This is a genomic window from Fictibacillus sp. 7GRE50 (assembly GCF_015903875.1).
Lineage (GTDB): Bacteria > Bacillota > Bacilli > Bacillales > Fictibacillaceae > Fictibacillus > Fictibacillus phosphorivorans.
In genome coordinates this window covers 1,360,784-1,384,675 of the sequence record NZ_JACZDW010000001.1, presented here as the reverse complement: position 1 = coordinate 1,384,675, position 23,892 = coordinate 1,360,784, and the positions used below count along the sequence as shown (strand labels likewise).

Sequence of the window (23,892 nt, the reverse complement as noted above, 5' to 3'; positions counted from 1 at the left end):
AATGCATCATTGATCTGGATCTTTAGAGACATCTTACATTTTATAAGTAGCATCTTTAAGCAGGTGATAAGTAGGAAGCGACGAATTTTCCTTTAGAGTTAATTACAAGGAGGTTTTTAGGGTGAATTTGTCAAGAAACCGGAGAACAGATACTGCTTCAAAAGTGATCCCAGTTCCACCTCAAATCGTCTATCTAGCTATTATAAATCCGGATTCACTAATTCAATGGCTGCCGCCTGAAGGGATGTCGGGTAAAATTGATACCTATGATTGCCGTGAAGGAGGAGCTTATAAAATGACTCTTACTTATGAATTGGATGAGTTAATTCTTGGCAAAACGTCGGATAACACCGATGTGGCGGAAGGAACATTTTTGGAGCTGGTCCCAAACCAGCGAATTGTTCAATCTGTTAACTTCAATTCCGAAGATCCTGCTTTCTCGGGTGAGATGATACAGAAATGGATATTGGAAGATGTTTCGGAAGGCACTAATGTTACAATCGTTTGTGAAAACGTACCAGAAGGTATTCGTAAGGAAGATCACGACACTGGACTAAGATCCACGCTAGAAAATCTTGCTGCTTTTACTGAGAAAATGTAAATAGACACATGTAATTTATCGGATTAACAAGCCAGAGTTTTTTAAATCTCTGGCTTGTTTCAGTTATTTTATTGATCAGCATGTATCTTTTTGTTTTTTAGTTTAGGGGCGCGGGAACGGTTCTCGTGCTTCTTATTTTATAATTAGATGGAAAGGTGAATCCTTTAGTGTTTACAGTTGTAAGCTAGGAAGCAGCAGAACCGTCCCTTTGATTTCCCTACCTCCTCGCACTCCATCGATTTATCAGTCCAACTAGATGACCATTTACGAAAATAACCCCAAGGATAATGATTGCTCCACCTAAAATACTGGTATAAATAACCTTTTCATGTAGAAGTAGCACGGCTGCTATCAGTGTAGAGACTGGTTCAAGGTATAAGAAAACAGATACTTGAGTGGCCTCCAACACCTCTAATGCTTTTGCCCAGTACCAGTAGGCAATACCGGATACAAAGACTCCAAGGAAGATAAGATGAGCCCATTCTACTCCATCTAGAAGAGTAAGCTTTTCCCAACTTTTGTTCTGAAAGATGAATGGGAGAGTAAGCAAAAGTCCCAAAGTACTCATGTAAAAGGTGAGGACCAATGCAGGCAATGGCACTTTTAGGCTTTTTAGTAAAACTGAATAAATGGCCCAATTTAAGGTACTGAGAACCATCAGTAGATACCCGATGTTGATCGAGAATCCTAATGACCTGTCTCCACCTGCTGTTGTGACCAGCAATACACCACTAATGGCCAAAATAATTCCAATAGCCTTTGGAAATGTCATCTTTTCATGCAGAAAGACCATGGAAAGAACGACGGTAAAAATCGGGGATAACGTAATGAGCCAGCCTGCAGAGGATGCATCAATGGATAAAAGCGCGCTTGCCTGAATAACTTGATGAAGAAAAACACCAAGAATCCCTAATACGATTAAATGAGGGATATATTGTATCGGCAGCTTCATGGAATGTTCCTTTTTTACAAGGATAAGTACTAATAAAAATAATGCACCTATACCAAAACGGATGACCAGAAGTGTAAAGGGATCAAGCTTGTCCAATACCGCTTTAGTCGAGACAAAGGATATTCCCCAAAGGCTGATGGACATGGTGGCATACAATGAGGCTCCTAGCATTTTTCGAAATGAAATCATAGATAGGCTTTCCTTTCCCAGTCAATTGTTCTACCATCTTATGCTTGTCCTCGAAAAAACATGAGGATGAGAAGCTTAGCTAGGGTCAAGAAAGTTCTTGTGAAAAGAGGGGAAGGAAGCGGCAGAACGCGCCGATATCTAATAATCATACAAGTGCAAAGGGGATAGAAAAAGGATGATAAATGAACAACCGAACGATCAACCTTTCGTTTCTATCTGTTAATTTCCTCATAACACGTTTATCTTTTTAATGAATTGTGCTCTAATAAGAAAGAGTTAAAAAAGCAGGTAGTTTTACGTGCACTATGGGTTAAATGAGCATTAGTGTATGTATCAAGAGTTTGCGAAATGAGGAATACCTATGAAAAGATTTAAGAAGTTTTATATAGAGATTACAAGCATCTGTAATTTGGCGTGTCATTTTTGTCCTCCCACGGAACGAGCTAAACAGTTCATCTCCATTGATGATTTTACGAAGCGTTTAGACCAGATCAAGCCGTATACCGATTTCATCTATTTGCATGTAAAAGGTGAGCCGCTGCTTCATCCTAAAATTGATCAGTTATTGGACTTGGCCCATGAAAGAGGATTTAAAGTTAACATCACGACGAATGGGACGCTCATTAAAAAGAATTGGGACAAGCTCATTAATAAGCCTGCGCTCAGACAGATGAATTTCTCCCTTCATAGCTTTGATGGCCACGTTGGCCAGAGTATGACGGATAAAGAAGAATACGTAAGAACGATCCTTGCATTTGTACAAGAAGCAACGAAGGAATCTCCGTTATTTGTTTCGTTGAGGCTTTGGAACCTGACGCAAGACAATGCGACGAACTTGGAGAAACAGCGTAACCGTCAGCTGCTTGAAATTATTGAGAACGAATTTAATCTCGCATTTAGAATTGAAGAAAAGCTCACGCCGGGTAAAGGTATCAAACTAGCGGATCAAATTTTCATCAATCAAGATTACGAGTTTAAATGGCCGGCACTGCATGAGGAAGAGGACGACGGAAAAGGATTCTGCTACGGCCTACGCAATCAAGCAGGTATTTTGGCGAACGGTACAGTCATTCCATGCTGCCTAGATGGAGAAGGGGTCATTAACTTAGGAAATATTAATGAAACAGACTTCTCAACTATTATTGAAGGTGACCGAGCTAACAATCTTGTAGATGGTTTTTCGCGAAGAGAAGCGGTTGAGGAACTTTGCAGAAAATGTGGTTATCGTAAGCGTTTCGGTAAATAGTACAAAAACATATGCAAGACATTTAAGACGGGGAGCTACCCTGTTTTTTTTGGGCAAAAAAACGCACCTAATCTCAAGAGCTTTGAAGCAGCAAATTCTGCATCAGCATTGTGATTAAGTGCGTTCATTATTTATTATTTTAATTTAACATCAAATCGATCTGCGTCCATCACTTTTACCCATGCTGCGATAAAGTCGCGTACGAATTTTTCTTGGTTGTCATTCTGCGCATACACTTCAGCGAGTGCACGAAGTTCTGAGTTGGATCCGAACACGAGATCAAAGCGGGAAGCCGTTCGCTTTACTTCTCCTGATTTACGGTCGCGACCTTCGTACTCGTTAAAGCCTGTTGATTTCCACTCTACACCCATGTCGAGCAGGTTTACGAAAAAGTCGTTCGTTAACGTGCCAACGCGGTCTGTGAATACGCCGTGTTTCGTATTCTTATAGTTTGTTCCAAGAACACGCAGACCTCCGACGAGTACAGTCATTTCAGGAGCAGACAGACCTAGTAGCTGCGCTTTGTCTACAAACATCTCTTCAGGGCTTGTACTATATTCTTTCTTTTGATAGTTTCGGAACCCGTCTGATACCGGCTCTAAGACATCAAACGAAACATCGTCTGTTTGTTCAGGCGTTGCATCACCGCGTCCAGGTGTAAATGGTACCGTTACATCAAAGCCTGCATCTTTTGCTGCTTTTTCAACGGCTGCGCTTCCGCCAAGAACGATTAAATCAGCTAAGCTCACCTTCGTGTCGAGCTGGTTTTGTAGATCTTGATAGATTCCTAACACTTTCTCCAGCTGTTGGGGTTCGTTCGCTTCCCAACTCTTTTGAGGAGCTAGGCGGATGCGTGAACCATTCGCACCTCCGCGCATATCAGAGACACGGTACGTGCTAGCTGAAGCCCATGCCGTTTTGACGAGCTCACTCACCGATAACCCTGTATTTAGAATCTTTTCTTTTAACTGAGCGATGTCAGATGGTGATAGATCATAATCTACACTTGGAACAGGGTCTTGCCAGATGAGCTCTTCGTCTGGTACCTCTGGACCGAGATAACGAACTTTCGGCCCCATGTCACGGTGAAGAAGCTTGAACCACGCTCGTGCAAAAGCATCAGCGAATTCATCTGGATTCTCGTAATAACGGCGAGAAATTTTTTCATACTCCGGATCCATACGCAATGCCATATCAGCGGTTGTCATCATCGTTTTCACTTTGATGGATGGATCTTCTGCATCAGGAGCCATATGCTCTTCCGTCATATCGACAGGTGTCCATTGGTAAGCGCCTGCTCTACTCTTCGTTAACTCCCACTCGTAACCGAACAAAAGATCAAAGTATCCGTTATCCCATTGTGTTGGGTTCGACGTCCATGCTCCATCAATACCACTCGAAATGGTGTCGCGGCCTTTTCCGCTGCCGTGACGGCTCAGCCAACCAAGTCCTTGTGTTTCAATGTCTGCTGCTTCAGGATCGTCACCTACAAGAGAAGGGTCCCCTGCGCCATGCGCTTTTCCGAACGTATGACCACCAGCGATAAGCGCAACCGTTTCTTCGTCATTCATCGCCATACGGCTGAACGTATCACGAATATCACGAGCACTTGCAAGTGGGTCAGGCTTTCCGTTCGGCCCTTCAGGATTCACATAGATCAGACCCATCTGAACAGCAGCAAGCGGGTCTTCAAGCTCACGGTCACCCGAATAACGGTTGTCCGCTAACCATTCTTTTTCCGTTCCCCAATAAACATCTTCTTCTGCATGCCAAATATCTTCACGTCCACCAGCAAAACCAAACGTTTTTAACCCCATGGATTCAATGGCTACGTTACCCGTGAAAACAAGGAGATCTGCCCATGAGATCTTGTTGCCGTATTTTTGTTTGATCGGCCATAACAGACGGCGAGCTTTATCAAGGTTTACGTTATCTGGCCAGCTGTTTAGAGGTGCGAAGCGCTGAGAACCTGATCCACCCCCACCGCGTCCATCAGCCGTACGGTATGTACCTGCAGCATGCCAAGACATACGGATGAAAAAAGGACCATAGTGACCATAATCCGCTGGCCACCAATCTTGGCTGTCGGTCATCAACGCATGAAGATCTTTTTTCAGTGCGTCGTAATCCAACTTAGAGAACTCTTCACGATAATTAAAATCGTCTCCCAACGGGTTCGATTTTTTGTCATGTTGACGAAGAACATTCAGGTTGAGTTGATTCGGCCACCAATCCTTATTCGTCGTACCATGTGGAGCTCTAGAAGTCGTAATTGCACTATCCTTGTGGTGTGTGACAGGACATTGACCTGCTGATGTGTGTTCTTTTTGATCGGGCTTGTTGTTGTTTTCCATTACAATTTCCCCTTCCTTTTTTGGAACTTAAAATTGCAAAACACGAAAAGCCATGATGTTAAATATTTGATAATTATGATAACTCAATTATAGAGGACAGGTATGTGTATTCAAAGCGTAATGCACTTTTGATGTTCACATAAAGGATTATGTATGAAACGACCGCTTTGAAAGCAATCTTGAGCTACAAATAAGTATGGTAGAATGAATAATAACTATAAGAAATGAGGAACACCGGAATGTCTAACCTACCAAACTGCCCAAAATGCAGCTCTGCTTATGTGTATGAGGACGGAGCTTTTCTCATTTGCCCTGAATGTGCTCATGAATGGTCTCCGGAAACAGAGAGTGAATCTGACGAAAAGGTTGTAAAAGATTTCAACGGAAACATCCTTCAAGATGGTGACTCTGTATCTGTTATTAAAGACCTTAAAGTCAAAGGTACATCTTCTGTTATTAAGATCGGCACGAAAGTAAAAGGCATTCGTCTCGTTGAAGGCGATCATGATATTGATTGTAAGATCGACGGATTTGGCGCGATGAAATTGAAGTCCGAATTTGTAAAAAAGATATAGAGATTCAGAATAACCACCATTCTCCGGTGGTTATTTTTTTCGTAAAATAATCCTACTCCTCAAGATCGTAATTAGTTAATCCTTGTCCTTCCAGTATTTAACGCTTATTTTCTCTCAAAAAAAGCTGAAGAAACATAAATAAAAAAAGGTTAACAATCGAATACTTAGGGTATTTAAAGAAAGTATGTGTGCATAAAAATTTTAAATACAAACCTTTATATTCTAATATAGTAATTATTTATAGATTGATCGCAAAAGGAGAGGCAGAATGAATATACATTTTGAACAAAAAAAGCAGCAATTAGGTATTCGGGAAATTTGGGGAAGCAAACAGCAAACCATTTCTTCTGTCTGCTTTGATTCCAGAAACGTAACCAATAACTCTTCCTTTGTCTGCATAACTGGAGAACAATTTGACGGTCACACCTTTATTGAAAGTGCTATCCAGAACGGTGCAATTGTGGTGGCCGGTGAAAATAAGAAGATTTTAAAAGAGGCGAGCGAAGTTTATAGAGATCTTACATTCTTACTCGTTGAGGATGCTCGCGTATTTATGGCTCAATTATCTATCCTATTTAACGAACGTATACATGAACAATTAATAACAGTTGGTATTACTGGTACGAATGGTAAAACGACGGTTGCAGCTTATGTTAGATCGTTGATGAACCTTTGTGATGTAAAATCCGGTTCGATCGGAACTACCGGTATGATTTCCTCTACAGGAAATCTGGACATAAAACAGTCAACGCCAACAACGCCTGAAGCGCCTGATCTTCATCACATTTTCAAACAGTTTGTAGAGAATGGTGATCAGCTCGCTGCGATGGAAGTTACTTCTGTTGGAATTGAACAAAAACGAACAGCAGGTATCCATTTTGATGTTGCCATTCACACAAACTTGTCACCAGAACATTTAGAGTTTCACCATACGTTTGAAAACTACAAACAAGCGAAGCTAAAGTTGTTCAAACAAGCCAAAAAAGCGGTTGTGAACATAGATGACGAAGGTATGGGTAAAGAAATCGTAGAGTTGTTTACAGGTCCTTTGCTAACGTACAGCATGAATGAAGAGAGCGATGCGGATGTGATCGCTACGGATGTTAAGCAGGTTTCGAACGGTACTTCATTTACCTTATCTGTTCACGGAAAACGTTATTCTGTCATAACACCTTTTTACGGATCTTATAATATCGCGAATCTGCTTTCTGCAATCTGTACAGGCATGCATATTGGAATACCACTAGAAAAAATGCTTCAAGTTCTACCTGAAATGACAGGACCAGAAGGAAGATTTGAAATCATCCATAAGCAAAAGCGAAAGATCATTTTGGATTACGCGCACACACCGGTTGCGTTACAAAACCTTGTAACAGAAGTGAAAAAGCTGCCATACAGTCGACTGATTGTGTTAGTCATGGGTATCGGAATAAGAGATAAAGAGAAGATGCCAAAAATGGCAGAAACGATTGAGAACCAAGCGGATGAAATCGTCGTGTCTGTCGATCATCCAGGATACAACGATCCGAGTGAGATTGTCGGCCACGTGATGAAAGGGTTCAAAAATCCAGACGCACCTAACATTCATTCAGAACTTACGCGTCATGATGCAGTGATTAAGGCATTGTCTCTGAGTGAAGAAGATGACATTGTTCTCCTCACGAGCGGCTGCATCAATGGGGCTCAAATTGTAAAAGGTGAGAAGATCCCTCACTCTGACAAAGACATCATTGCTGACTTTTTTAGAAGTAAAAAAGTGGCGAAGAGTGGGAGAATGTTTGCTTCTTCTAAGATAAGATGGGTGCAGACACAAAAAAAGAATGTACTATAAAAGCTATAAAACGAACCCCTGCTGTAGATTAGCAGGGGTTTTCAACTGGATTTTTTCTTTTTCTCGATTAAGGTCCAGCTTTCGTACGTCGTCCAGAAAAAAAGCGCAGTAAGTAATGAAAATGGTTTTAAATCTTTTGGTAGATAGAGTAGCAGCAAAAATCCGATGATTACAAATGGAGGAAAGAGAATCAAAAATTTTCGTTTCTTCATCAAATAACCACCTCTCTAATGTAATCTTATCATAATAATATATTCGGATATGAGTAAGTAAGACTATTTATTGAATACTTATACGTGCAAAATGCAGTTTGAACGCATAACCCCTGAACAACCCGGGTATTGGTTAATACTTACAAAATGTTGAGGGAGCTGACAGCGTGAATACACTTTTCTTAGTTTCTTTTTTAGTGAGTTCTATTGTGACAGGTGCGAACTCGAGCGAAATGGCTTTAAATCGGACGAGCAATGACGTAACCCAGAACGAAGAGGAAACACAGAGCTTTTCTGAGCCTATCAATACGGAAGAACAGCAAGAGGCTGTATTAAAATTCATCAATGTGGACGTGGCAGCAGTATCTACCTACGAAGTACAAGCCTTTGATTCTTTAGCTAGCGTTTCAGGTGCAAACTATACAGACGACGAAACGATGTATTTGGAGTTAGTGGAAACGACGATTCCTGCCTATGAAAAAGCAGTTTCCCAAGCAAAAACCATCGATGTTCAAGGAGAAGAATTAGTGGGTATGAAAAGGCAAATCGTAAAAGCTACCGAAACATTTTACGAAGGCTTAATTCTTCAAAGACAAGCGTTAGAACAACAAGATGAAAATCTGATGACACAGTCTAATCTGAAATTAAAAGAATACTTTCAGTTGGTAGATACTTATCATGCAGAGATGGAGTTGTTGAGTAAAAAATACGACATCGAGTATAAAGATGCTCCAAGTCAATCAGAGCAATTGGAGCAAACAGAAGAAGGCGATTTCTTGTAAAGGCTATGCTAATCTAACTAATTCGGTTATTGCGAGCACCTGAAACGGAAATCAACTCTCACCAAAACACCTGCAAATTTTACGAAAAGAAAGTAGCTACCCAATAAAAAAGGATAGCTACTTTTTCTTAATGTGACTGTGATTCACTCGCTTCTTCATCACGCACTGCAAAAACTTTCTTCGCAACCGTTAACGCATTCAACACACGAGGAAAACCTGTATATGGAATCAAGTGCGTGATGCTCTCCACGATCTCTTCTTTTGTCAGTCCCGCCGTCAGCCCCGTATTGATATGAAGCTCCAACTGAGGCTCCGTTCCTTGTGTCACTAGAGAAGAAATCGTTACAAGCGCTCTTTGTTTGTTCGTGAGTCCTACTCGTGAATAGATCTCGCCGTACGCAAATTCAATAATGTATTTCCCTACATCTGGCGCGATATCTTGCAGGTCATCTGAGATTTTTAAGTGCGTTGAAATGTCTTTGTTATCCGTTAACGTATACTCCATTAACTTATCTAATCCATTTTGAAAACGATCTTTTTCCATGAGTAGTGCCTCCTATAATCTGTATAGGAACTACTTTATCTCACTTCAAACTATTCGTAAAATACATATAATATATCTAAATTATGCATTTTAGTTATAATTTTAGATCTTATTCGCTAAATGGTGAAAGCATATTAATAAATTCTCGAGTCGCATACGTAACGTATTTATCTTTCTTTTTAATAATACCTAGCTTATAAGGCAGTGAAGGATCAACGATCGGAATGGCTTTAATCAAATTTTGATCTACCTTTTTTGCAATTGACTCTGGAAAGATCGAAACCCCCAAGTTCTCCCCAATCATACCGCTGATAAAGTCCCACTGTGAGCTTTCATAGGATATCTTCGGATGAAAACCAGCTGCAATACACTCTTCTATCACACGATCATGTAAGGTAAATCCTTCTTTGAAGATAATAAAAGATTCATTCTCCAATTCTTTCATCATTACTTTTTCTCTACCTGCGAGCGGATGTGAGTGATGAACAAACAACATGAGCTGCTCGGTTAAGAAAGAAACAATCTCAAGTTTATCTTCATTTAAGGGCATGACGACAACCCCGAGATCTAAGAGTCCGTCATTCACTTCTCGCTGCACACGATTGGCGCCATGCTCCACGAGCTGAATCTGTATTTCCGGATAAGAAGCTTTGAATTTCTTGATGATTTTAGGGAAAAATAAAAAGCCGATAAGCGGGGGAATTCCAATTTTGATTTTCCCTTTTTTTAAGTTCATTAAGTCGTAAAGGTTTGATGATAGGTTGTCCAAAGACTCTAGAATCATCTTGCTCTGTTCAAACACGATCTCGCCGGCTTCTGTTAGTTCGATCTGCCTGGAAGAACGATCGATCAGTTCCATCTCAAGTTCGTCTTCTAAACTTTTTACCATTTTACTAAGACTAGGCTGAGATAAATGCAGTACGGTAGAAGCTTTCGTGAAGCTTTTGTGCTTGGCCACAGCATGAAAATAGGTCAATTGTCGAATATCCATAGAGAGAGCTCCATTCTATAACTTTTGTGCATACTATCTATAGTTATAATTCATTTTACTTAATAAATACACAGGAGTAAAATGTCCTTCGTGCAAAGAAAACTTTTGAAAAGTAAGTGCTAATAGATGAAAGCGCACTCTTTCTATATAAAAAAGGAGGAAAGATTTTGATTAGTATCATAATAGGTCTAGCTCTACTCATGTTTTTTGCGTACCTCGGCTGGTCGATCATCTGGGTCGCTCCAATCGTAGCGGGTATTGTTGCTCTAATGAGTGGTTTAGACTTGATGGACGCGTATACCAATACGTATATGACCGGCTTTGTAGATTTCGCAAAAGCATGGTTTCCGATCTTCTTATTAGGAGCTGTACTCGGTAAGTTGATGGAAGATACGGGAGCTGCTAAATCGGTTGCGATTCAGTTCACGAAGTTTATTGGTGAAAAACGTGCGATTCTCGGAGTTTTGGTAGCATCAGCTGTCTTAACTTACGGTGGCGTGAGTCTGTTTGTCGTTGTGTTCGCTATCTATCCGATCGCATTGGCATTGTTTAAAAAAGCAGATATCTCTAGAAGATTGATCGCACCTACGATCGTTCTTGGGGCATTCACGTTTACGATGACTGCTGTACCAGGTACACCACAGATTCAAAACTTAATTCCGATGAATACGTTTAAGACAACCCCTATGGCGGGTACCATTATCGGTATTGTAGCTACGCTGATCATGGCAGTTGGCGGCTATTTCTGGCTGAAGTTCAGAGAGAACCGTTTAACAGCAGCTGGTGAAAAGTATACAGAACCAAATAAATCAAAAGAGAATGAAGATGAAAATGAGGAGAACCTTCCAAACTGGATTCTTTCATTAGTCCCTTTAATCGTTGTTGTTATTTTACTTAATTTCTTAAAAATCGCTCCAATTCCTTCGTTATTAGCTGGAATTCTAGCCATTCTTCTTATCAATATCAAGCAATACAAAACGTTCATTCCTTCTATGAATGAAGGTGCTAAAGGTTCTGTTATGGCCATCATCAATACGAGTGCTGCCGTTGGATTCGGTGCGGTTGTAACGAGTGTACCGGACTTCGACAAAATCACTGATATGCTTTTAGGAATCTCAAGCAACCCGCTCGTATCTGAATCCTTAGTCGTACAGCTTTTAGCGATGATCACAGGTTCAGCATCAGGTGGTATGGGAATCGCGTTACAAGCTCTTGGTGGAACGTATTATGATTTGTCTCAGTCAACAGGCATGAGTCCTGAAGCGTTCCATAGAATGGCATCCATTGCCTCTGGAGCATCGATCCTGCCTCATAACGGAGCATTGTTAACCCTTCTTGCGGTAACACAGTTAACGCATAAGGAAACGTACAAAGATGTATTTGTAGTCGCTTTAATTATCCCTACCATTGCCGTAATCGTAGGAATCATTATGGCAAGCATGGGTATTATATAAAAACTTTTTAGGAGTGAGTAGTATGGTAGAAAATAAAGTAGTCGTTATTACAGGTTCTGCAAGTGGTATCGGATTTGAAATCGGAAAAACATTCGCAGAGAACGGAAGCAAAGTAGTCTTAACAGACCTTAATGAAGAAGGCGTTAAAAAGGCTGCAGAAGAATTAAAAGGTCTTGGACTTGAAGCAATCGGTCTTAAAGCTGACGTTACAAGTGAAGAAGACATCAAGAGCATGATCGAAACAGCTCACAAAGAATATGGACGTGTTGACGTTCTGATCAACAACGCTGGTCTTCAGCACGTTTCACCAATCGAAGAGTTTCCAACAGCTAAATTCGAACTTATGATTAAAATCATGCTAACTGCACCATTCATCGCAACAAAGCATGTAATGCCGATCATGAAGCAACAAGGTTTCGGACGTATCATCAACATCTCATCTATCAATGGTTTGATCGGATTCGCTGGAAAAGCTGCCTACAATAGTGCAAAGCACGGTGTAATCGGTCTTACAAAGGTTGCTGCACTTGAATCAGCAGCAGAAGGTGTTACAGTTAACGCGCTTTGCCCAGGTTACGTGGACACACCACTTGTTCGCGGTCAGATGGAAGATTTAGCGAAAACAAGAAACGTATCATTAGATAAAGTACTTGAAGAAGTTATCTATCCATTAGTTCCTCAAAAACGTCTGATGGAAGTTAGCGAGATCGCAGACTATGCGATGTTCCTATCAAGCGACAAAGCGAAAAGTGTAACTGGACAAGCAATCGTAATCGATGGCGGTTATACTGCTCAATAATCTTAGTTTTAATAAACCTCAGACATTTAATTGGCTGGGGTTTTCTTTTTGGGTGTGGTAAGAGGCGGCCTTTGTTTATCAGGGTTGAGGGTATATGGATAGGGGATAGCAGTCGAATATTGTCGACTCGTCGATATATGAGCAAAACTTGTGGAATTATAGACGAAACTAGCGGAATTAATCCAAATATTTTACGAATCAGGACCGGATTTTCCGGAATGATCTTGCCATATACCCCTTATGGTATCAATTAAAATCACCTATGAGACACGAAATGAAGCTTAAGATTTGTATACCATAGAAAAAACCGACTAAAATCATCATGTTCTAGTCGGTTTTTGTTCTTTTTATTCTATTTATCACCTTTACAGCAAAGCGAGCATCAACCTAAAGTGCTTCTCTAACCACTTTCTTATAATAAAGAACAGAGAGCACGCCAAAGATCGAATAGAGGATCGTATACATGACCATGACGATAATCATAGGTGTCCAAAGTTCAGCTCCGAACAGAAACCAACCGGATTGTACGGCGAAATAACTGTGAAGCAAGCCGACCACTAGTGGAATCCCAAAGTTAAAGAGCTGCTTATACTGAATACCTTTTAACAGGTCACTCTGCGTGTAACCTAGTTTTCGCAGAATCATATAGTTTGGCTTCTCACTTTCTCCTTCATCCATCTGTTTGAAGTAGAGGATACATCCAGAGGTGACGAGGAAAGTCAGTCCTAGGAAACCTACGATAAACATCATGAGTCCCATGTTTTTCTTTTGGTTCGTGCTGATCTCATGACGAGATTCATTGTATAGCTTTTTATACGTTTCGGTTGATTTAAACAGTTTATCTGCCTCTTCCAGTTGTTCTTTATTTTTAATGTCGACCCCAATATAGAGGCTGGATTCTTTTTGTACCTTAGGATCGATATCTTTTTTCATCTTCTTAAAAATAGCATCATCAACGATTGCGGTTGGAACACCTCCAGCTGTGAAATACCAGGATACGGGATAAATATCTTCTAAGCCTACATAACGTTGAGTGAGCGTTTCGGTCTTTCCTTTTATTTTGATGGTTCCAGAATTCTTTAATGGCATAAACTTTTGAAGCAGATCGTCATAGCCAGTAAAGACCACTTCATCCCGTGAAACTTCCATGCCAGATACTGACTTTTCACTGATTAAAGGAAGTGGCATCGCTTTTGGATCGATCACGAGTTCTTCTAAGCTTCGATCAATAAGCTGTGAAGCATTCACCGTCACCTGGACCACTTCAATCGATTTTTCCGAATACGGAATATTGTTCTTCTTTAAAGCGGATTGGAACGTATCAGCGGACTCTCTATCAATGATTGAAAAGTCATGCGGAACATTTTTTTCAGCCGTTTTCTCTGCCGAATAATACGAGATATATGCAAGGCACAGCAAAGCAATCGAGAGCGCTGAAACGGTGGTGATGATCATAAGCAGAAGTGCGTTCGACTTCATGCGGAACATAACGGATGCGAGTGACATTACTTCGTTGATCGATAGGTAGCCACCTTTTCGTTTTCTTATTAGGTTAAGCAGAAAACTGACAGAGCCTTTGTAAAAGAAATACGTACCTAAAATGACGGCTGTCAAAATAAAGATCATTGCTCCAAATAATTGAGGCATCGTTGTAAAATCGCCGCCAAACAGTTTGGAAGATACGATATAACCTGTCGTGATTAGAACGAGACCCACGATTCCCATCACCATCTCAAAGCGAGATAGTTTTTTCACTGTGATTTCTGTAGAAGAAGTGACACGGAAAAGAGATAGTATGGTCTGCCTTTTAATGAACGTGTAGTTCATGATCATGATTAACAGATAGATCGCTGTAAAAACCAGAACGGTTTGCAGGAGTGCTTGTGGTGAAAACCTTAGAGATGCGATCGAATCTACACCAGTCGTCTTGAACAAAACGAGAATCATTAATTTTGAAAACGAAAATCCTGCAAAGATTCCGATCAAAAGAGAACCAAAGTAGAGGAATAAGTTTTCAATAGAAAGAATGCGAAAGATCTTACTTTTCGTCATCCCGATCAATTGGAACAGCCCGATTTCTTTGCTGCGCCGTTTGATGAAGATGTTGTTCGCGTAAAGCAGAAAGACGGATACGATTACAACAAGCAGGATAGAAGCGGCTCGAATCGCGGCTTCACCTTTTACTGAACCTTCAACAGCATCCATCGACGGATCATATTGAAGCGTTACAAATGCAAAATAAAGAGCAGAACTGAATACTAAAGCAAAAACATACAGGTAATAGTTTCTTAAGTTTTTCTTTAAATTGCGAAAGATGAGCTGATTAATGTTCATGTTGAACACCACCTAAAACACCTTGCGTTTTCATAATATCCTTAAAGAAACTCTGTCGATCTTGCTCTCCTTTCATAAGCTGCGTGTAGATCTGTCCGTCTTTTATAAACACCACACGGCTGCAATAGCTTGCTGCTACAGGATCATGGGTCACCATTAGGATCGTCGCTTGTCTGTTCTCGTTAAGACCGCTTAATTTGTTGAGAAGGTCAGACGCAGACTTGGAATCGAGAGCTCCGGTTGGTTCATCCGCGAAGATGATACTTGGCTCATGAATGAATGCACGCGCTGCAGATGTTCGCTGCTTCTGTCCACCTGAGATCTCGTTCGGATATTTATCTTTTATCTCAGAAATACCAAGCTCGGTTGCGACTTGCTCAAATTTCTTTTCAGCTTCCTTTTTCGGTGTTTTCGTTATCGAAAGCGGCAGCAGAATATTTTCTTTAACGGTCAATGTATCTAAAAGGTTGTAATCTTGGAAGATGAAACCAAGGTGGTTCTTTCTGAACTCTGCCAGCTGTTTTTCTTTCATGGCTGTCATCTCAAATGAGTTGATATGAATCGTACCTTCGCTCACTTGATCGATAGAGGATAGGACATTCAACAATGTCGTTTTACCAGAGCCAGATGCTCCCATAATACTGATGAACTCACCTTTTTCAACAGAAAGATCGATGCCTTTAAGGACGTGCTGTTTATTATTTTTATTTCCATAGCTCTTATGAAGCTTAACGGCTTTCAATATACTCATGATTTTATTTACCCCTCTCTGATAGTTTCATTATAGAAAGCATTTCAGCTCTTTTCCTTCTGTTCAACGAACAAAACAGAAAAGCATGTGACACTTTCGTCACATGCCCATCGTTTCATCAAATTCATTTCTTTTTGGGAAAGCGAGCGTGACCGTTGTTCCTTCATTCCGTTTTGACCCTACAGAGAGTTGAATATGTAAAGAGTCTGCCGCTTTTTTGGCTAAATATAAGCCCATGCCGGTGGAAGCTTGATCCTGATGGTCTGTCGTTGACGTGAACCCTTTATCAAAGATACGAGGCATATCCTTTGTATCAATTCCTCGACCAAAGTCTTGAATCGATAAATAGTTTCTGTCGTTCATCTTATAAGAGTTGATGATAATCTCTGATGAATGGCTGTATTTCACAGCATTCGTTAAGATCTGGCGAATGATAAATGCTAGCCATTTGGCATCACTTAAGACATGGGTGACTTCAAGGTTAAAATCAAAGCCGATCCCTTTTTGGATACACCACGACTGTAGCGTTTTAAGTTCGGAAAAAAGCAGCGTCTCAAGAGCAGTCACTTCCATATAAAGATCGTTCTTAATAAAAGGAATCCTTTTTTGATGAAGCTGTTGATCGAGTAGAAGGTGGATGCGAAGCCACTCGTAGGTCAGATCTCCTTTTAATGGCGTATCGTCCATTCGCTGTATCATAAGGTGCATCGCTGTCAGCGGCGTTTTCACCTCATGAATCCAGGCTAGGAGATCGTCCTTTTCCTGTTCGATCAGTAAACGGTTCTCAGAAGCTGTTTGTTTTAAATGCTTTGTTTGTTCGGTAATGCTGTTTTTAACGATTTTTTCAAAAGGTGTAGAAGGTGATGACATATTAGAAAGATCAAAATCATTTTCTCTTTCCTCAAGCTGTTGGAAGAAGTCTGTTTCCTTCTGATACCGATAAAAAAGAAAGAGGACAAAGACAATAAGTGAAATAAAAACGATATAGCCAACAGCAGAAAGGGGAATTGCTGGATCTAGATAGGCGATCAATAGAAGGATCAGCTGTTGTAATAAAAACAAAAATATCCAGCTGCTGCGTTCGATCAAATAGCGTTTGATCATATAGAATCCTCTTCTATTGCACGATAGCCTTGTCCGACTTTCGTCTCGATGAATTGTCCGAGTTCGATTTCCTCTAGACGTTTTCTTAAACGATTCACATTTACGGTGAGGGTATTATCACTAATGAACTTTTTATCATCCCATAAGCTGTTGATGAGATTATCACGACTTACAATCTTATTCTTTTGCTCGATTAAGAGTTTCAGAATGAACACTTCGTTCTTAGTCAGTTCGACGGAACCTTTTTCGTTCGTTACGATATTCTTTTCATAATCGATTTGAGCGCCACACCACGTTTTGAGACTAACGGTGTCTGTATTGTAATTATAAACACGCCGAAGAATCGCATGAATCTTGGCGATCAATACTTCAAAATGAAACGGTTTTTGGACAAAGTCGTCTGCTCCAAGCTGCATGGATAGGACCATATCGCTCGGATGATCACGTGAAGACAGAAAGATGATCGGTACATTTGAGTGCGATCGAATATTTCGGCACCAATGAAATCCGTCAAACTTTGGTAGCTGTATATCGATTACAACAAGGTCAGGTTTAACCTCTGTAAACTCCTGCATCACTCGTCCAAAGTCAGTAATGCCATACACTTCATACGACCATTGGGACAATCGTTCTTTTATCTCGCTGAACAGCGTCGAATCATCTTCAATGAGCAAAATCTTAAACATCATTTATCACCACATCATTACTTGATATGTTTTTTAGTCTATAGCAAAACTTGGATATTTTCTAGGATGTGCAATTTTTCAATTGGTTTTCATATGCTTCGGAGCTCTTGAAAGTGGTTGGTTTCCACTTCAGATCGCTCGCTTTCCGCGGGGTGTGCGTTGAGCCTCCTAGCGCTTTGCGCTGTTAGGAGTCTCAACTGTCCCACTTATCCCGCAGGAGTCTCGCATCTTACGCTCCAACCAACTTCACAATGATGAAAGGAAAAGTGATGCAAAGTTACAGCAGAAAAAAGATGCCTTCTGTATATAGGCATCTATTCTAGAAAACTTATGATGTTACAACCTCACTCATCAAAGCATGGGTATTTCCTTCTGAATCCTTATAAAATACCATCCATGTCTCCGTATGCTCCATCTTAGCGACAATATGAGGGGAGTCTAGGAATGTTACATCCTTCTGTTTAAGGGCTTCATAAGCTTCTGTGATGTTTCCTACTTGAAAGTATATTACGGAACTTGCTCCTGCAAATTCTTCTTTTTCAGGAAGGCTTAGTAGTATTCTTAGACCGTTACAATTGAAAAAAGCCATATTTTCTGTGCTGAAAAGAAGTTGTAAACCTAATACGTCCTTATAAAAGTGAATTGAGCGTTTGATATCTTGAACGGGTACAGCAACTTGTCCAACTCTTTGAATGACATTAGTCTGAATCGTCATGTGAATCTCTCCTTTATCATTTTCTTCATCATAAATGAAGGTTAAAGTAATTTCTTATCCAAAATCACCTTTTTACGATATTGAAGGGGGGAGATGCCCATATGTTGTTTAAATAATCTGCTGAATGAAACGGGGTTATTCAATCCGATTTCATAAGTAATATCAGTCATGGAGTATTCAGAAGTCTGGAGCAACGTTATGGCTTTTGCGATCCTTAACTCAGCAATATGCTGAAAGGGTGTTCTGTTGTAGATGGTTGAATAATTTCTCAACAGGTGATTAGGAGATAAACATGAGATTTCTGCAATTTTATCTAATGTAAGCTGTTTATCAAAAAAGGCTTTTATGTATTCATGTGCGATGCTGACTCGTTTATAAATTTCCTCGCGTGTTGATTTACGGACTAAATCTAACCGATCGATTTCTTTAAAAGTTTTTATTTGTTCTCTGAATAGAGTGGTCATTATGGAATGAAATTGTTCATCTAACATGTTGGAGTCAAGTGAGTATTGATTTGTCATATGTTTTAAGAGGTTCATTTGCTGAGTCAGAACCTGGCTTTGTTCATACGTTTTTTCAAAAAATGAAGCAGATGTATGATTACTAAAAGGGTTATCTAAAAGTTGGCGAGATGTATCTGACAAATTGCGGAATACATCGTTTGCAAAATCTTCTTGGAAAAAGACACAGAACGATTCTACATCTTTGTGTTCTTCTATGGTTAAGGTGTAAGGACCTTGATTGAGTAGCAGATAACTTCCTTCTTCAACAGCAAAATATCCTCTGTTCGTTTTGTAATGAGCCCTTCCGTTCGAAAAGGTTTTAATAGAGAGAAGTCCCGTGCCATCCCAATGAAATTGCGCGCTCTTTGCATGAAGGATGTAATTGGATTTGCGTACGTTTTTTTCAGTCATATGATTACTCCTAAAAGAGTTAGTAATAGGGAAATTATACCTTATCAATCAAGATCTACGAGAGGATTTTTAATCAATGTTCCACATGAAACAATAGCTTATGGTCCCATTTATGTTAAAGTAAATATATGGAATTAATGTGAGGGTGGGATAATTTATTGAGGAATAATACAATTACAATTTCAATTCTTATACTCCTATTATTAACAGGGTGTAGTAGAGTAACGCATAATACGGATTTGGAGAATTCCATTCAGTCTATTGTAAAAGACAAAAATAAAAGTCAGATAAACATAGACTCTTTAGCAAATTTTGAATGGGACAAGGGATATTTATTTCCACCATATACAGCAGAAGAAAGTATGGAGAAACAGATGGGCGTGAATTTTAAAGACCGAAGTAATATTTATAGCAGAGATGACATCTATCTATTAGTCTTTGTTAATAACGAAAAGGTTGTACAGTATGCGGAAATAAAACGTAACCAATCGGATTTTTCGATTGATGCTACGGAATATATTACTCCATCAAAAGCTTTAATAAAAATTAATAGACATTGATTAAATTTAGGCAAAATAAACCGCAACAAGGTTCGTTGCGGTTTATTTTGCCTGTCTGTATTTAAAACCTGCTTAGCCTATCTTCGCACCCTCAAAACGAGTGGCAATTGGATTTACTTCTATTTCTATCGTTGCGCCTGATGGACTCGAGGCGACTACTTGAACTTCATCGCCTCTTCTTAACTCGACGAGTGATGAAGTAGCTACAATCGCGTTTGGCGATGTAATCATTTCTTGATTTCCTGCAACAATCTCGCCGTTTACACGGATGCCAACGAATGCAGAATAGGGTGTTCCAGTATAAATCGGCAAAAAGATACTTGCTGTGAACGTATAGATGCCATGGCTCTTTGGAACAAACGTTGATGTATCTGGATTGTATTCATTGTTGCTATCAAAGACCTCTACCGGATATATCACTTGATTTGGTGTAGATCCTAAAATAAATTGAAACAGATCTTTAACCGCTTTAAAGGCAGAAACCTTTTGACAAGGCTGAACCTTTCTATGCTTGCACTCACAATCTCTTTTCATATGTGCGTACGGATTCTGATCATAATGGTAGTACATACAAACTTTCCCTCCTATTTTCACTCTAATCTAGAAAATAAATCAGAGAATAATCTAATAGATTATTACTAGTAGATTATGCGGACAAGTTGTAAGTGGTGTGTATGAATAGAGGTAGGGGAAGGTAATTTACTAGAAAGAATGAAAGAAAGCGATTAGAAAGTCCTAACCGCTGTTTAAAGGTGGCATCGCGTATTCTAGCTAATCATATTTCACAACTGGCCATTTTTCTTTGCGGAGGGAATTCATGAGTTCAGGGCTAGCATTTAAATTACTCTGCACGATTTCTTTAGGTGTTAAAGCCATCCATTGGTTCAATGAAACATCTGCAAAACGGTCACTTTTAAAAATCTCTAAAAACCATAAACTCTTATTTCCGGTATTCTGCACATAATGACCAAATGCGAACGGAACATATCCTACATCTCCCGCTCTTACGTCAAAAGTTCGTGCCGTTCCATTTCCAGCGAAAGCGGTCATCCGCCCTTGACCGGCTAAATAATATTGCCACTCATCATTATTCGGATGCCAATGCAACTCTCTCATTCCGCCAGGTTTTATTTCTACTAAAGCGGCAGCAATTCTCTGTGAGATCGGAAAATTAGTAGAGTCAACTATTCGTACGGTACCACCGGGTGTAACGAGTGGTTTTTGAGCCATTAAACGGTGCGTGAAGCTCAACGGTACAGTTCCAAATGGATCAGGTACGGCTTGTGTTTCAATCGGACCGGGAACAGTAGACTGGTAAATATAACGTTGTTCAGTCGGAATGTTTGCGAATGCGCTCTCCGGTATACCGAAGTTTGCTGAAAGAACCTCTTTCGGTGTATGTGCAAACCAATCTGAAATAGAGAATGTGCTCAGATCGGAGAAATTCCCATCATCGAATACGAGTAAAAACTCACAGCCTTCTTCAAGTCCTTGAATCGAATGAGGAATGCCGGGAGGGAAGTACCAAAGATCACCTTCACCAACATCGGCGATGAAATTTCTGCCGTTTTGATCAACCGAGGTAATACGAGCACGGCCTAATATCATATAAGCCCATTCCGCTTCTTGATGCCAATGAAGCTCCCTTACACCGCCTGGGGTCAGACGCATGTTTACTCCAGCAAGCGTCTTTGCGACAGGAAGCTCACGAACCGTAATCTCTCTCGACCAGCCTCCAAAGTTTAATTGCATATGTGTATCTGAATAGGAAAATCGTAAGTTTGGGACAGTTCCCGCATCTGTTGCAGGTGAAACTAACATATCGGGATTTTGTATGTCACGCATAACGTCGCGAGGCCCTAAGTCGGTCGCACCAGCACCATCACTGCGAATTGGCTGAGGAATCTGCATTGGTCTTCGTTGCTTGTGCTCTTTTTTGTCGTTATCCATGTGATGAGCTCCTCTCTATAAGAAGGTTCAATCGTCATCTTTGTATTCATATGGAGAGGACATCTTAAACATGCAGATTACTTGAGGAGGATTTTAACAAAGAAAAAACACCTAAAAAGCTTGCCGCAGCTTATAGGTGTTTCGTATGTGTGAAAATATCGTCTTGGTGGCTTTTAATGCGCTTTAATTGTGCCACGATAATGATGCTGATGATCACGAGCAAGAACCAAGAGCTGATCTTACCAATATGCACAAGTGACCAAGCCGCTTCTTGATTGGGATACTGCCAGGCTCCGAGAAACGTTGTAATGTTTTCAGCGATCCAGATAAAAAATCCGATCAACAAAAAGGAAAGAAGGATCGGCATTCTATAGATGCGTTCGTTGATTGTATAATGAACAACCGTCTTATAAAAGATAGGGAATAAAAGCAGAATTAGAATCCATCTGGCATCAAATAAGTAATGATGAGTAAAAAAGTTAAAATAAATCAGTACGCATATCCCAAAAGAAAAGAGGGGATTCGGCCAGCCCTTAATCTGAAGGTCTAGCCTTCTCCAGCTTTGGCAAATATAGCTCGCAACACTCGCATACATAAAACCGCTGTAAAGAGGTACACCGTAAATCTTAGAATAAGCCTCTTCAGGATAGCTCCAAGACCCCATGTGAACTTTAAATAGCTCTAGAGCAAGTCCAATCAAGTGAAAGACACAGATGACTTTAAGTTCATCTATCGTTTCAAGTTTCGTTACGATCATGGCAACTTGTGTAAGGAGACAAAGAAGGAGTATGAAATCGTATCGAGGGATGAACGGAATGCTGACGAATTTTGAAAGAGCTAACGCACCAAAGATGATGACTGGAAAGATACAAGAAAGTGCTTGTAAATAAGTGAATGTAAGAAGCGCTCTCAAATTAAACCACCCTTTTATGAGTTGATATGGAAATATATTGTATCCATAATAACCTATGGTGATCTAAATCTCATCATATAAAAAAATGTTTAGTTTAACATGAACCTGTCAGTTGACTTCTTTTACTTAAGCGCTGCATCCGCTAACGAATAGACAATCGCATCATCTGTTGGTGGATTATGAAGACCGGCTCTCACATCTCGGAAATGCCGCTGAAGCGGATTTTGTACAGAAAGACTCCGAGCCCCAACGATTCTCATCGCTAGATCAACGACCTTGTTCGCACTATTTGTTACAGAATGTTTAACGGCAGCGAGTTCTGTACCTAGATTTTGACGTTGTTCAGGGTGGTTTACCCATTTTTCAGCAACGGCATGAAGGATCGTTCTTGCTTGGAATAGCTCAAGTTCTATCTTACCAATCTTTCTTCTCACCTCTGGTACGTCTGAGATAGGTCCCGATAAAGTGTTAGGGCTATACTCTGACGCAAATTCAATCGCGTAATTCCGCGCTGCTCTTGCGAGACCTAGGTACACAGCAGGCACCTGAAGATACCAGCCTTTAGGTATGAGGTTCTTCCCATCCTCTACGACTAAAAGATTTTCCTCACGTACATAAACGTCTTTCAAAAGGAGGTCATCACTTTTTGTTCCTCTCATCGAGATGCTGTCCCATGTTTCTTTTACAAAAACCCCTTTTTCACGGTGATTCACTAAGAAAAATCCTTTATGATTGGTTTCTGAGATGGTAGCTGTAATGACTGAGTAATCAAGAGCTTCTGCCATAGAAGTAAAAGCTTTACTTCCGTTAATCAGCCATCCATCTGCTTTCTTGACTGCCGTTGTTGTAGGAATACCGCCTCGAGACGGACTTCCCGTCGCACGCTCTGTTTGTGCCAAGTTAATGAGTGCTTTTTGTTCAACAACTTTCCGGCTAAGATCAGCGAACGCACTACCACTCCAATGCCGGTTTTCCGCCGCTTCTAAAAGAGTACCCAGATGCCAGCCAAGAGAAAGAGCAGTAGGAGCATCCCCCTCAGCTAAATGCTCTTGAATGGTTAAGAATTCAACTAGATTTAATCCTTTACCACCAAACTCCTTTGGAATGGTAAGAGAAAGAAAGCCAGCATCCTTCAAATCTTGAAAGTTTTCATAAGGAAAAACCCCTTCTTGATCTACAAAATTTGCACGTTTCTTAAAAATTTCTTTTAGTCCTAGAGCGGTACTAACCGCTTCTTCAAAATGATCTATCTCAGTGGCTTTTCTCAAAGGTAAGCTCATAGTTCCCTCCTAAATTTTTTATCAGTAAATGGTTTTTTGTAATTAATCTTCAGGGATAAGTTGATTGGAGTGTAAGGTGCGAGACTCCTGCGGGACAGGTGGGCAGGTGAGACACTTAAGAGTGAAACGAACGAATGTGGCTCACCGCCTGCCTC

23 protein-coding genes are annotated in these 23,892 nt (G+C 40.3%); 8 read left to right on the top strand and 15 right to left on the bottom strand.

Annotation, left to right across the window (positions count from 1 at the left end):
- The first annotated feature begins 121 nt into the window (after positions 1–121).
- Positions 122–601 (top strand): SRPBCC family protein, encoded by a 480-nt coding sequence (locus IHV12_RS06740; protein ID WP_197190300.1) that lies wholly within the window; start codon positions 122–124, stop codon positions 599–601.
- A gap of 217 nt (positions 602–818) precedes the next feature.
- Here IHV12_RS06740 and IHV12_RS06735 read toward each other — a convergent pair whose 3' ends face one another.
- Entirely contained in the window at positions 819–1,742 is a 924-nt protein-coding gene (locus IHV12_RS06735; RefSeq protein WP_197132801.1) for a DMT family transporter, read from the bottom strand.
- A gap of 361 nt (positions 1,743–2,103) precedes the next feature.
- On the opposite strand from IHV12_RS06735, the gene IHV12_RS06730 reads away from it, so the two are divergent.
- Positions 2,104–2,988, top strand: a complete 885-nt coding sequence (locus IHV12_RS06730; RefSeq protein ID WP_197190299.1) for a radical SAM/SPASM domain-containing protein — start codon at positions 2,104–2,106, stop codon at positions 2,986–2,988.
- A gap of 134 nt (positions 2,989–3,122) precedes the next feature.
- On the opposite strand, the gene katG is transcribed toward IHV12_RS06730, so the two are convergent.
- A complete protein-coding gene (gene katG, locus IHV12_RS06725; protein WP_197190298.1) occupies positions 3,123–5,342 on the bottom strand; it encodes a catalase/peroxidase HPI in 2,220 nt (739 codons plus the stop codon).
- A 239-nt stretch (positions 5,343–5,581) separates the two neighbouring features.
- Between katG and IHV12_RS06720 the strand changes: the two genes are divergently transcribed.
- Together IHV12_RS06720 and IHV12_RS06715 are read left to right on the top strand one after the other, a co-directional pair.
- Positions 5,582–5,917, top strand: coding sequence for a zinc ribbon domain-containing protein YjdM (locus IHV12_RS06720; RefSeq protein WP_197190297.1), 336 nt, complete (start codon positions 5,582–5,584; stop codon positions 5,915–5,917).
- A 268-nt stretch (positions 5,918–6,185) separates the two neighbouring features.
- Complete coding sequence (locus tag IHV12_RS06715) at positions 6,186–7,748, top strand: UDP-N-acetylmuramoyl-L-alanyl-D-glutamate--2,6-diaminopimelate ligase (RefSeq protein ID WP_197190296.1); 1,563 nt, start codon at positions 6,186–6,188, stop codon at positions 7,746–7,748.
- A gap of 41 nt (positions 7,749–7,789) precedes the next feature.
- Here the strand turns inward: IHV12_RS06715 and IHV12_RS06710 are convergent, their stop codons facing one another.
- Entirely contained in the window at positions 7,790–7,960 is a 171-nt protein-coding gene (locus IHV12_RS06710; RefSeq protein ID WP_197190295.1) for a hypothetical protein, read from the bottom strand.
- 167 nt (positions 7,961–8,127) lie between these two features.
- Here IHV12_RS06710 and IHV12_RS06705 point away from each other — a divergent pair, with 167 nt between their 5' ends.
- Complete coding sequence (locus IHV12_RS06705; RefSeq protein ID WP_197190294.1) at positions 8,128–8,742, top strand: hypothetical protein; 615 nt, start codon at positions 8,128–8,130, stop codon at positions 8,740–8,742.
- A gap of 127 nt (positions 8,743–8,869) precedes the next feature.
- Here the strand turns inward: IHV12_RS06705 and IHV12_RS06700 are convergent, their stop codons facing one another.
- Both IHV12_RS06700 and IHV12_RS06695 read right to left on the bottom strand, forming a co-directional pair.
- Entirely contained in the window at positions 8,870–9,286 is a 417-nt protein-coding gene (locus tag IHV12_RS06700; protein WP_197190293.1) for a carboxymuconolactone decarboxylase family protein, read from the bottom strand.
- Between the two features lie 109 nt (positions 9,287–9,395).
- On the bottom strand, positions 9,396–10,277 hold the full coding sequence (locus tag IHV12_RS06695) for a LysR family transcriptional regulator (RefSeq protein ID WP_197190292.1): 882 nt from the start codon (positions 10,275–10,277) through the stop codon (positions 9,396–9,398).
- Positions 10,278–10,444: 167 nt separating this feature from the next.
- Between IHV12_RS06695 and IHV12_RS06690 the strand changes: the two genes are divergently transcribed.
- Positions 10,445–11,731 carry a GntP family permease gene (locus IHV12_RS06690; RefSeq protein WP_197190291.1) on the top strand — a complete coding sequence of 429 codons (1,287 nt, stop codon included), beginning with the start codon at positions 10,445–10,447 and terminating at the stop codon, positions 11,729–11,731.
- A gap of 22 nt (positions 11,732–11,753) precedes the next feature.
- The gene (locus IHV12_RS06685) at positions 11,754–12,530 is read left to right on the top strand and encodes a 3-hydroxybutyrate dehydrogenase (protein WP_137791278.1); all 777 of its coding nucleotides are present in this window, start codon (positions 11,754–11,756) and stop codon (positions 12,528–12,530) included.
- A 387-nt stretch (positions 12,531–12,917) separates the two neighbouring features.
- Here IHV12_RS06685 and IHV12_RS06680 read toward each other — a convergent pair whose 3' ends face one another.
- From IHV12_RS06680 to IHV12_RS06655, 6 genes are all read right to left on the bottom strand, one after another.
- A complete protein-coding gene (locus tag IHV12_RS06680) occupies positions 12,918–14,864 on the bottom strand; it encodes an ABC transporter permease (protein WP_197190290.1) in 1,947 nt (648 codons plus the stop codon).
- On the bottom strand, positions 14,854–15,615 hold the full coding sequence (locus IHV12_RS06675; protein WP_197190289.1) for an ABC transporter ATP-binding protein: 762 nt from the start codon (positions 15,613–15,615) through the stop codon (positions 14,854–14,856). Before IHV12_RS06675 ends, IHV12_RS06680 begins: the two co-directional genes overlap by 11 nt.
- A gap of 99 nt (positions 15,616–15,714) precedes the next feature.
- The gene (locus IHV12_RS06670; RefSeq protein WP_197190288.1) at positions 15,715–16,719 is read right to left on the bottom strand and encodes a sensor histidine kinase; all 1,005 of its coding nucleotides are present in this window, start codon (positions 16,717–16,719) and stop codon (positions 15,715–15,717) included.
- Positions 16,716–17,405 carry a response regulator transcription factor gene (locus IHV12_RS06665; protein ID WP_197190386.1) on the bottom strand — a complete coding sequence of 230 codons (690 nt, stop codon included), beginning with the start codon at positions 17,403–17,405 and terminating at the stop codon, positions 16,716–16,718. The genes IHV12_RS06670 and IHV12_RS06665 overlap by 4 nt, the downstream gene beginning before the upstream one ends.
- A gap of 328 nt (positions 17,406–17,733) precedes the next feature.
- Entirely contained in the window at positions 17,734–18,114 is a 381-nt protein-coding gene (locus IHV12_RS06660) for a VOC family protein (RefSeq protein ID WP_197190385.1), read from the bottom strand.
- A 47-nt stretch (positions 18,115–18,161) separates the two neighbouring features.
- Positions 18,162–19,034 carry a helix-turn-helix domain-containing protein gene (locus IHV12_RS06655; protein WP_197190287.1) on the bottom strand — a complete coding sequence of 291 codons (873 nt, stop codon included), beginning with the start codon at positions 19,032–19,034 and terminating at the stop codon, positions 18,162–18,164.
- A 239-nt stretch (positions 19,035–19,273) separates the two neighbouring features.
- Here IHV12_RS06655 and IHV12_RS06650 point away from each other — a divergent pair, with 239 nt between their 5' ends.
- Entirely contained in the window at positions 19,274–19,594 is a 321-nt protein-coding gene (locus IHV12_RS06650) for a hypothetical protein (RefSeq protein ID WP_231620644.1), read from the top strand.
- 72 nt (positions 19,595–19,666) lie between these two features.
- Here the strand turns inward: IHV12_RS06650 and IHV12_RS06645 are convergent, their stop codons facing one another.
- The 4 genes from IHV12_RS06645 to IHV12_RS06630 all read right to left on the bottom strand — a co-directional run bounded on the left by IHV12_RS06645 (position 19,667) and on the right by IHV12_RS06630 (position 23,737).
- The gene (locus IHV12_RS06645) at positions 19,667–20,164 is read right to left on the bottom strand and encodes a C1q-like domain-containing protein (protein ID WP_197190286.1); all 498 of its coding nucleotides are present in this window, start codon (positions 20,162–20,164) and stop codon (positions 19,667–19,669) included.
- Positions 20,165–20,365: 201 nt separating this feature from the next.
- A complete protein-coding gene (locus tag IHV12_RS06640; RefSeq protein ID WP_305069385.1) occupies positions 20,366–21,544 on the bottom strand; it encodes an oxalate decarboxylase family bicupin in 1,179 nt (392 codons plus the stop codon).
- A 130-nt stretch (positions 21,545–21,674) separates the two neighbouring features.
- Positions 21,675–22,457, bottom strand: a complete 783-nt coding sequence (locus tag IHV12_RS06635; protein ID WP_231620643.1) for a DUF817 domain-containing protein — start codon at positions 22,455–22,457, stop codon at positions 21,675–21,677.
- 122 nt (positions 22,458–22,579) lie between these two features.
- Positions 22,580–23,737, bottom strand: a complete 1,158-nt coding sequence (locus IHV12_RS06630) for an acyl-CoA dehydrogenase family protein (protein ID WP_197190285.1) — start codon at positions 23,735–23,737, stop codon at positions 22,580–22,582.
- Positions 23,738–23,892: the final 155 nt, after the last annotated feature.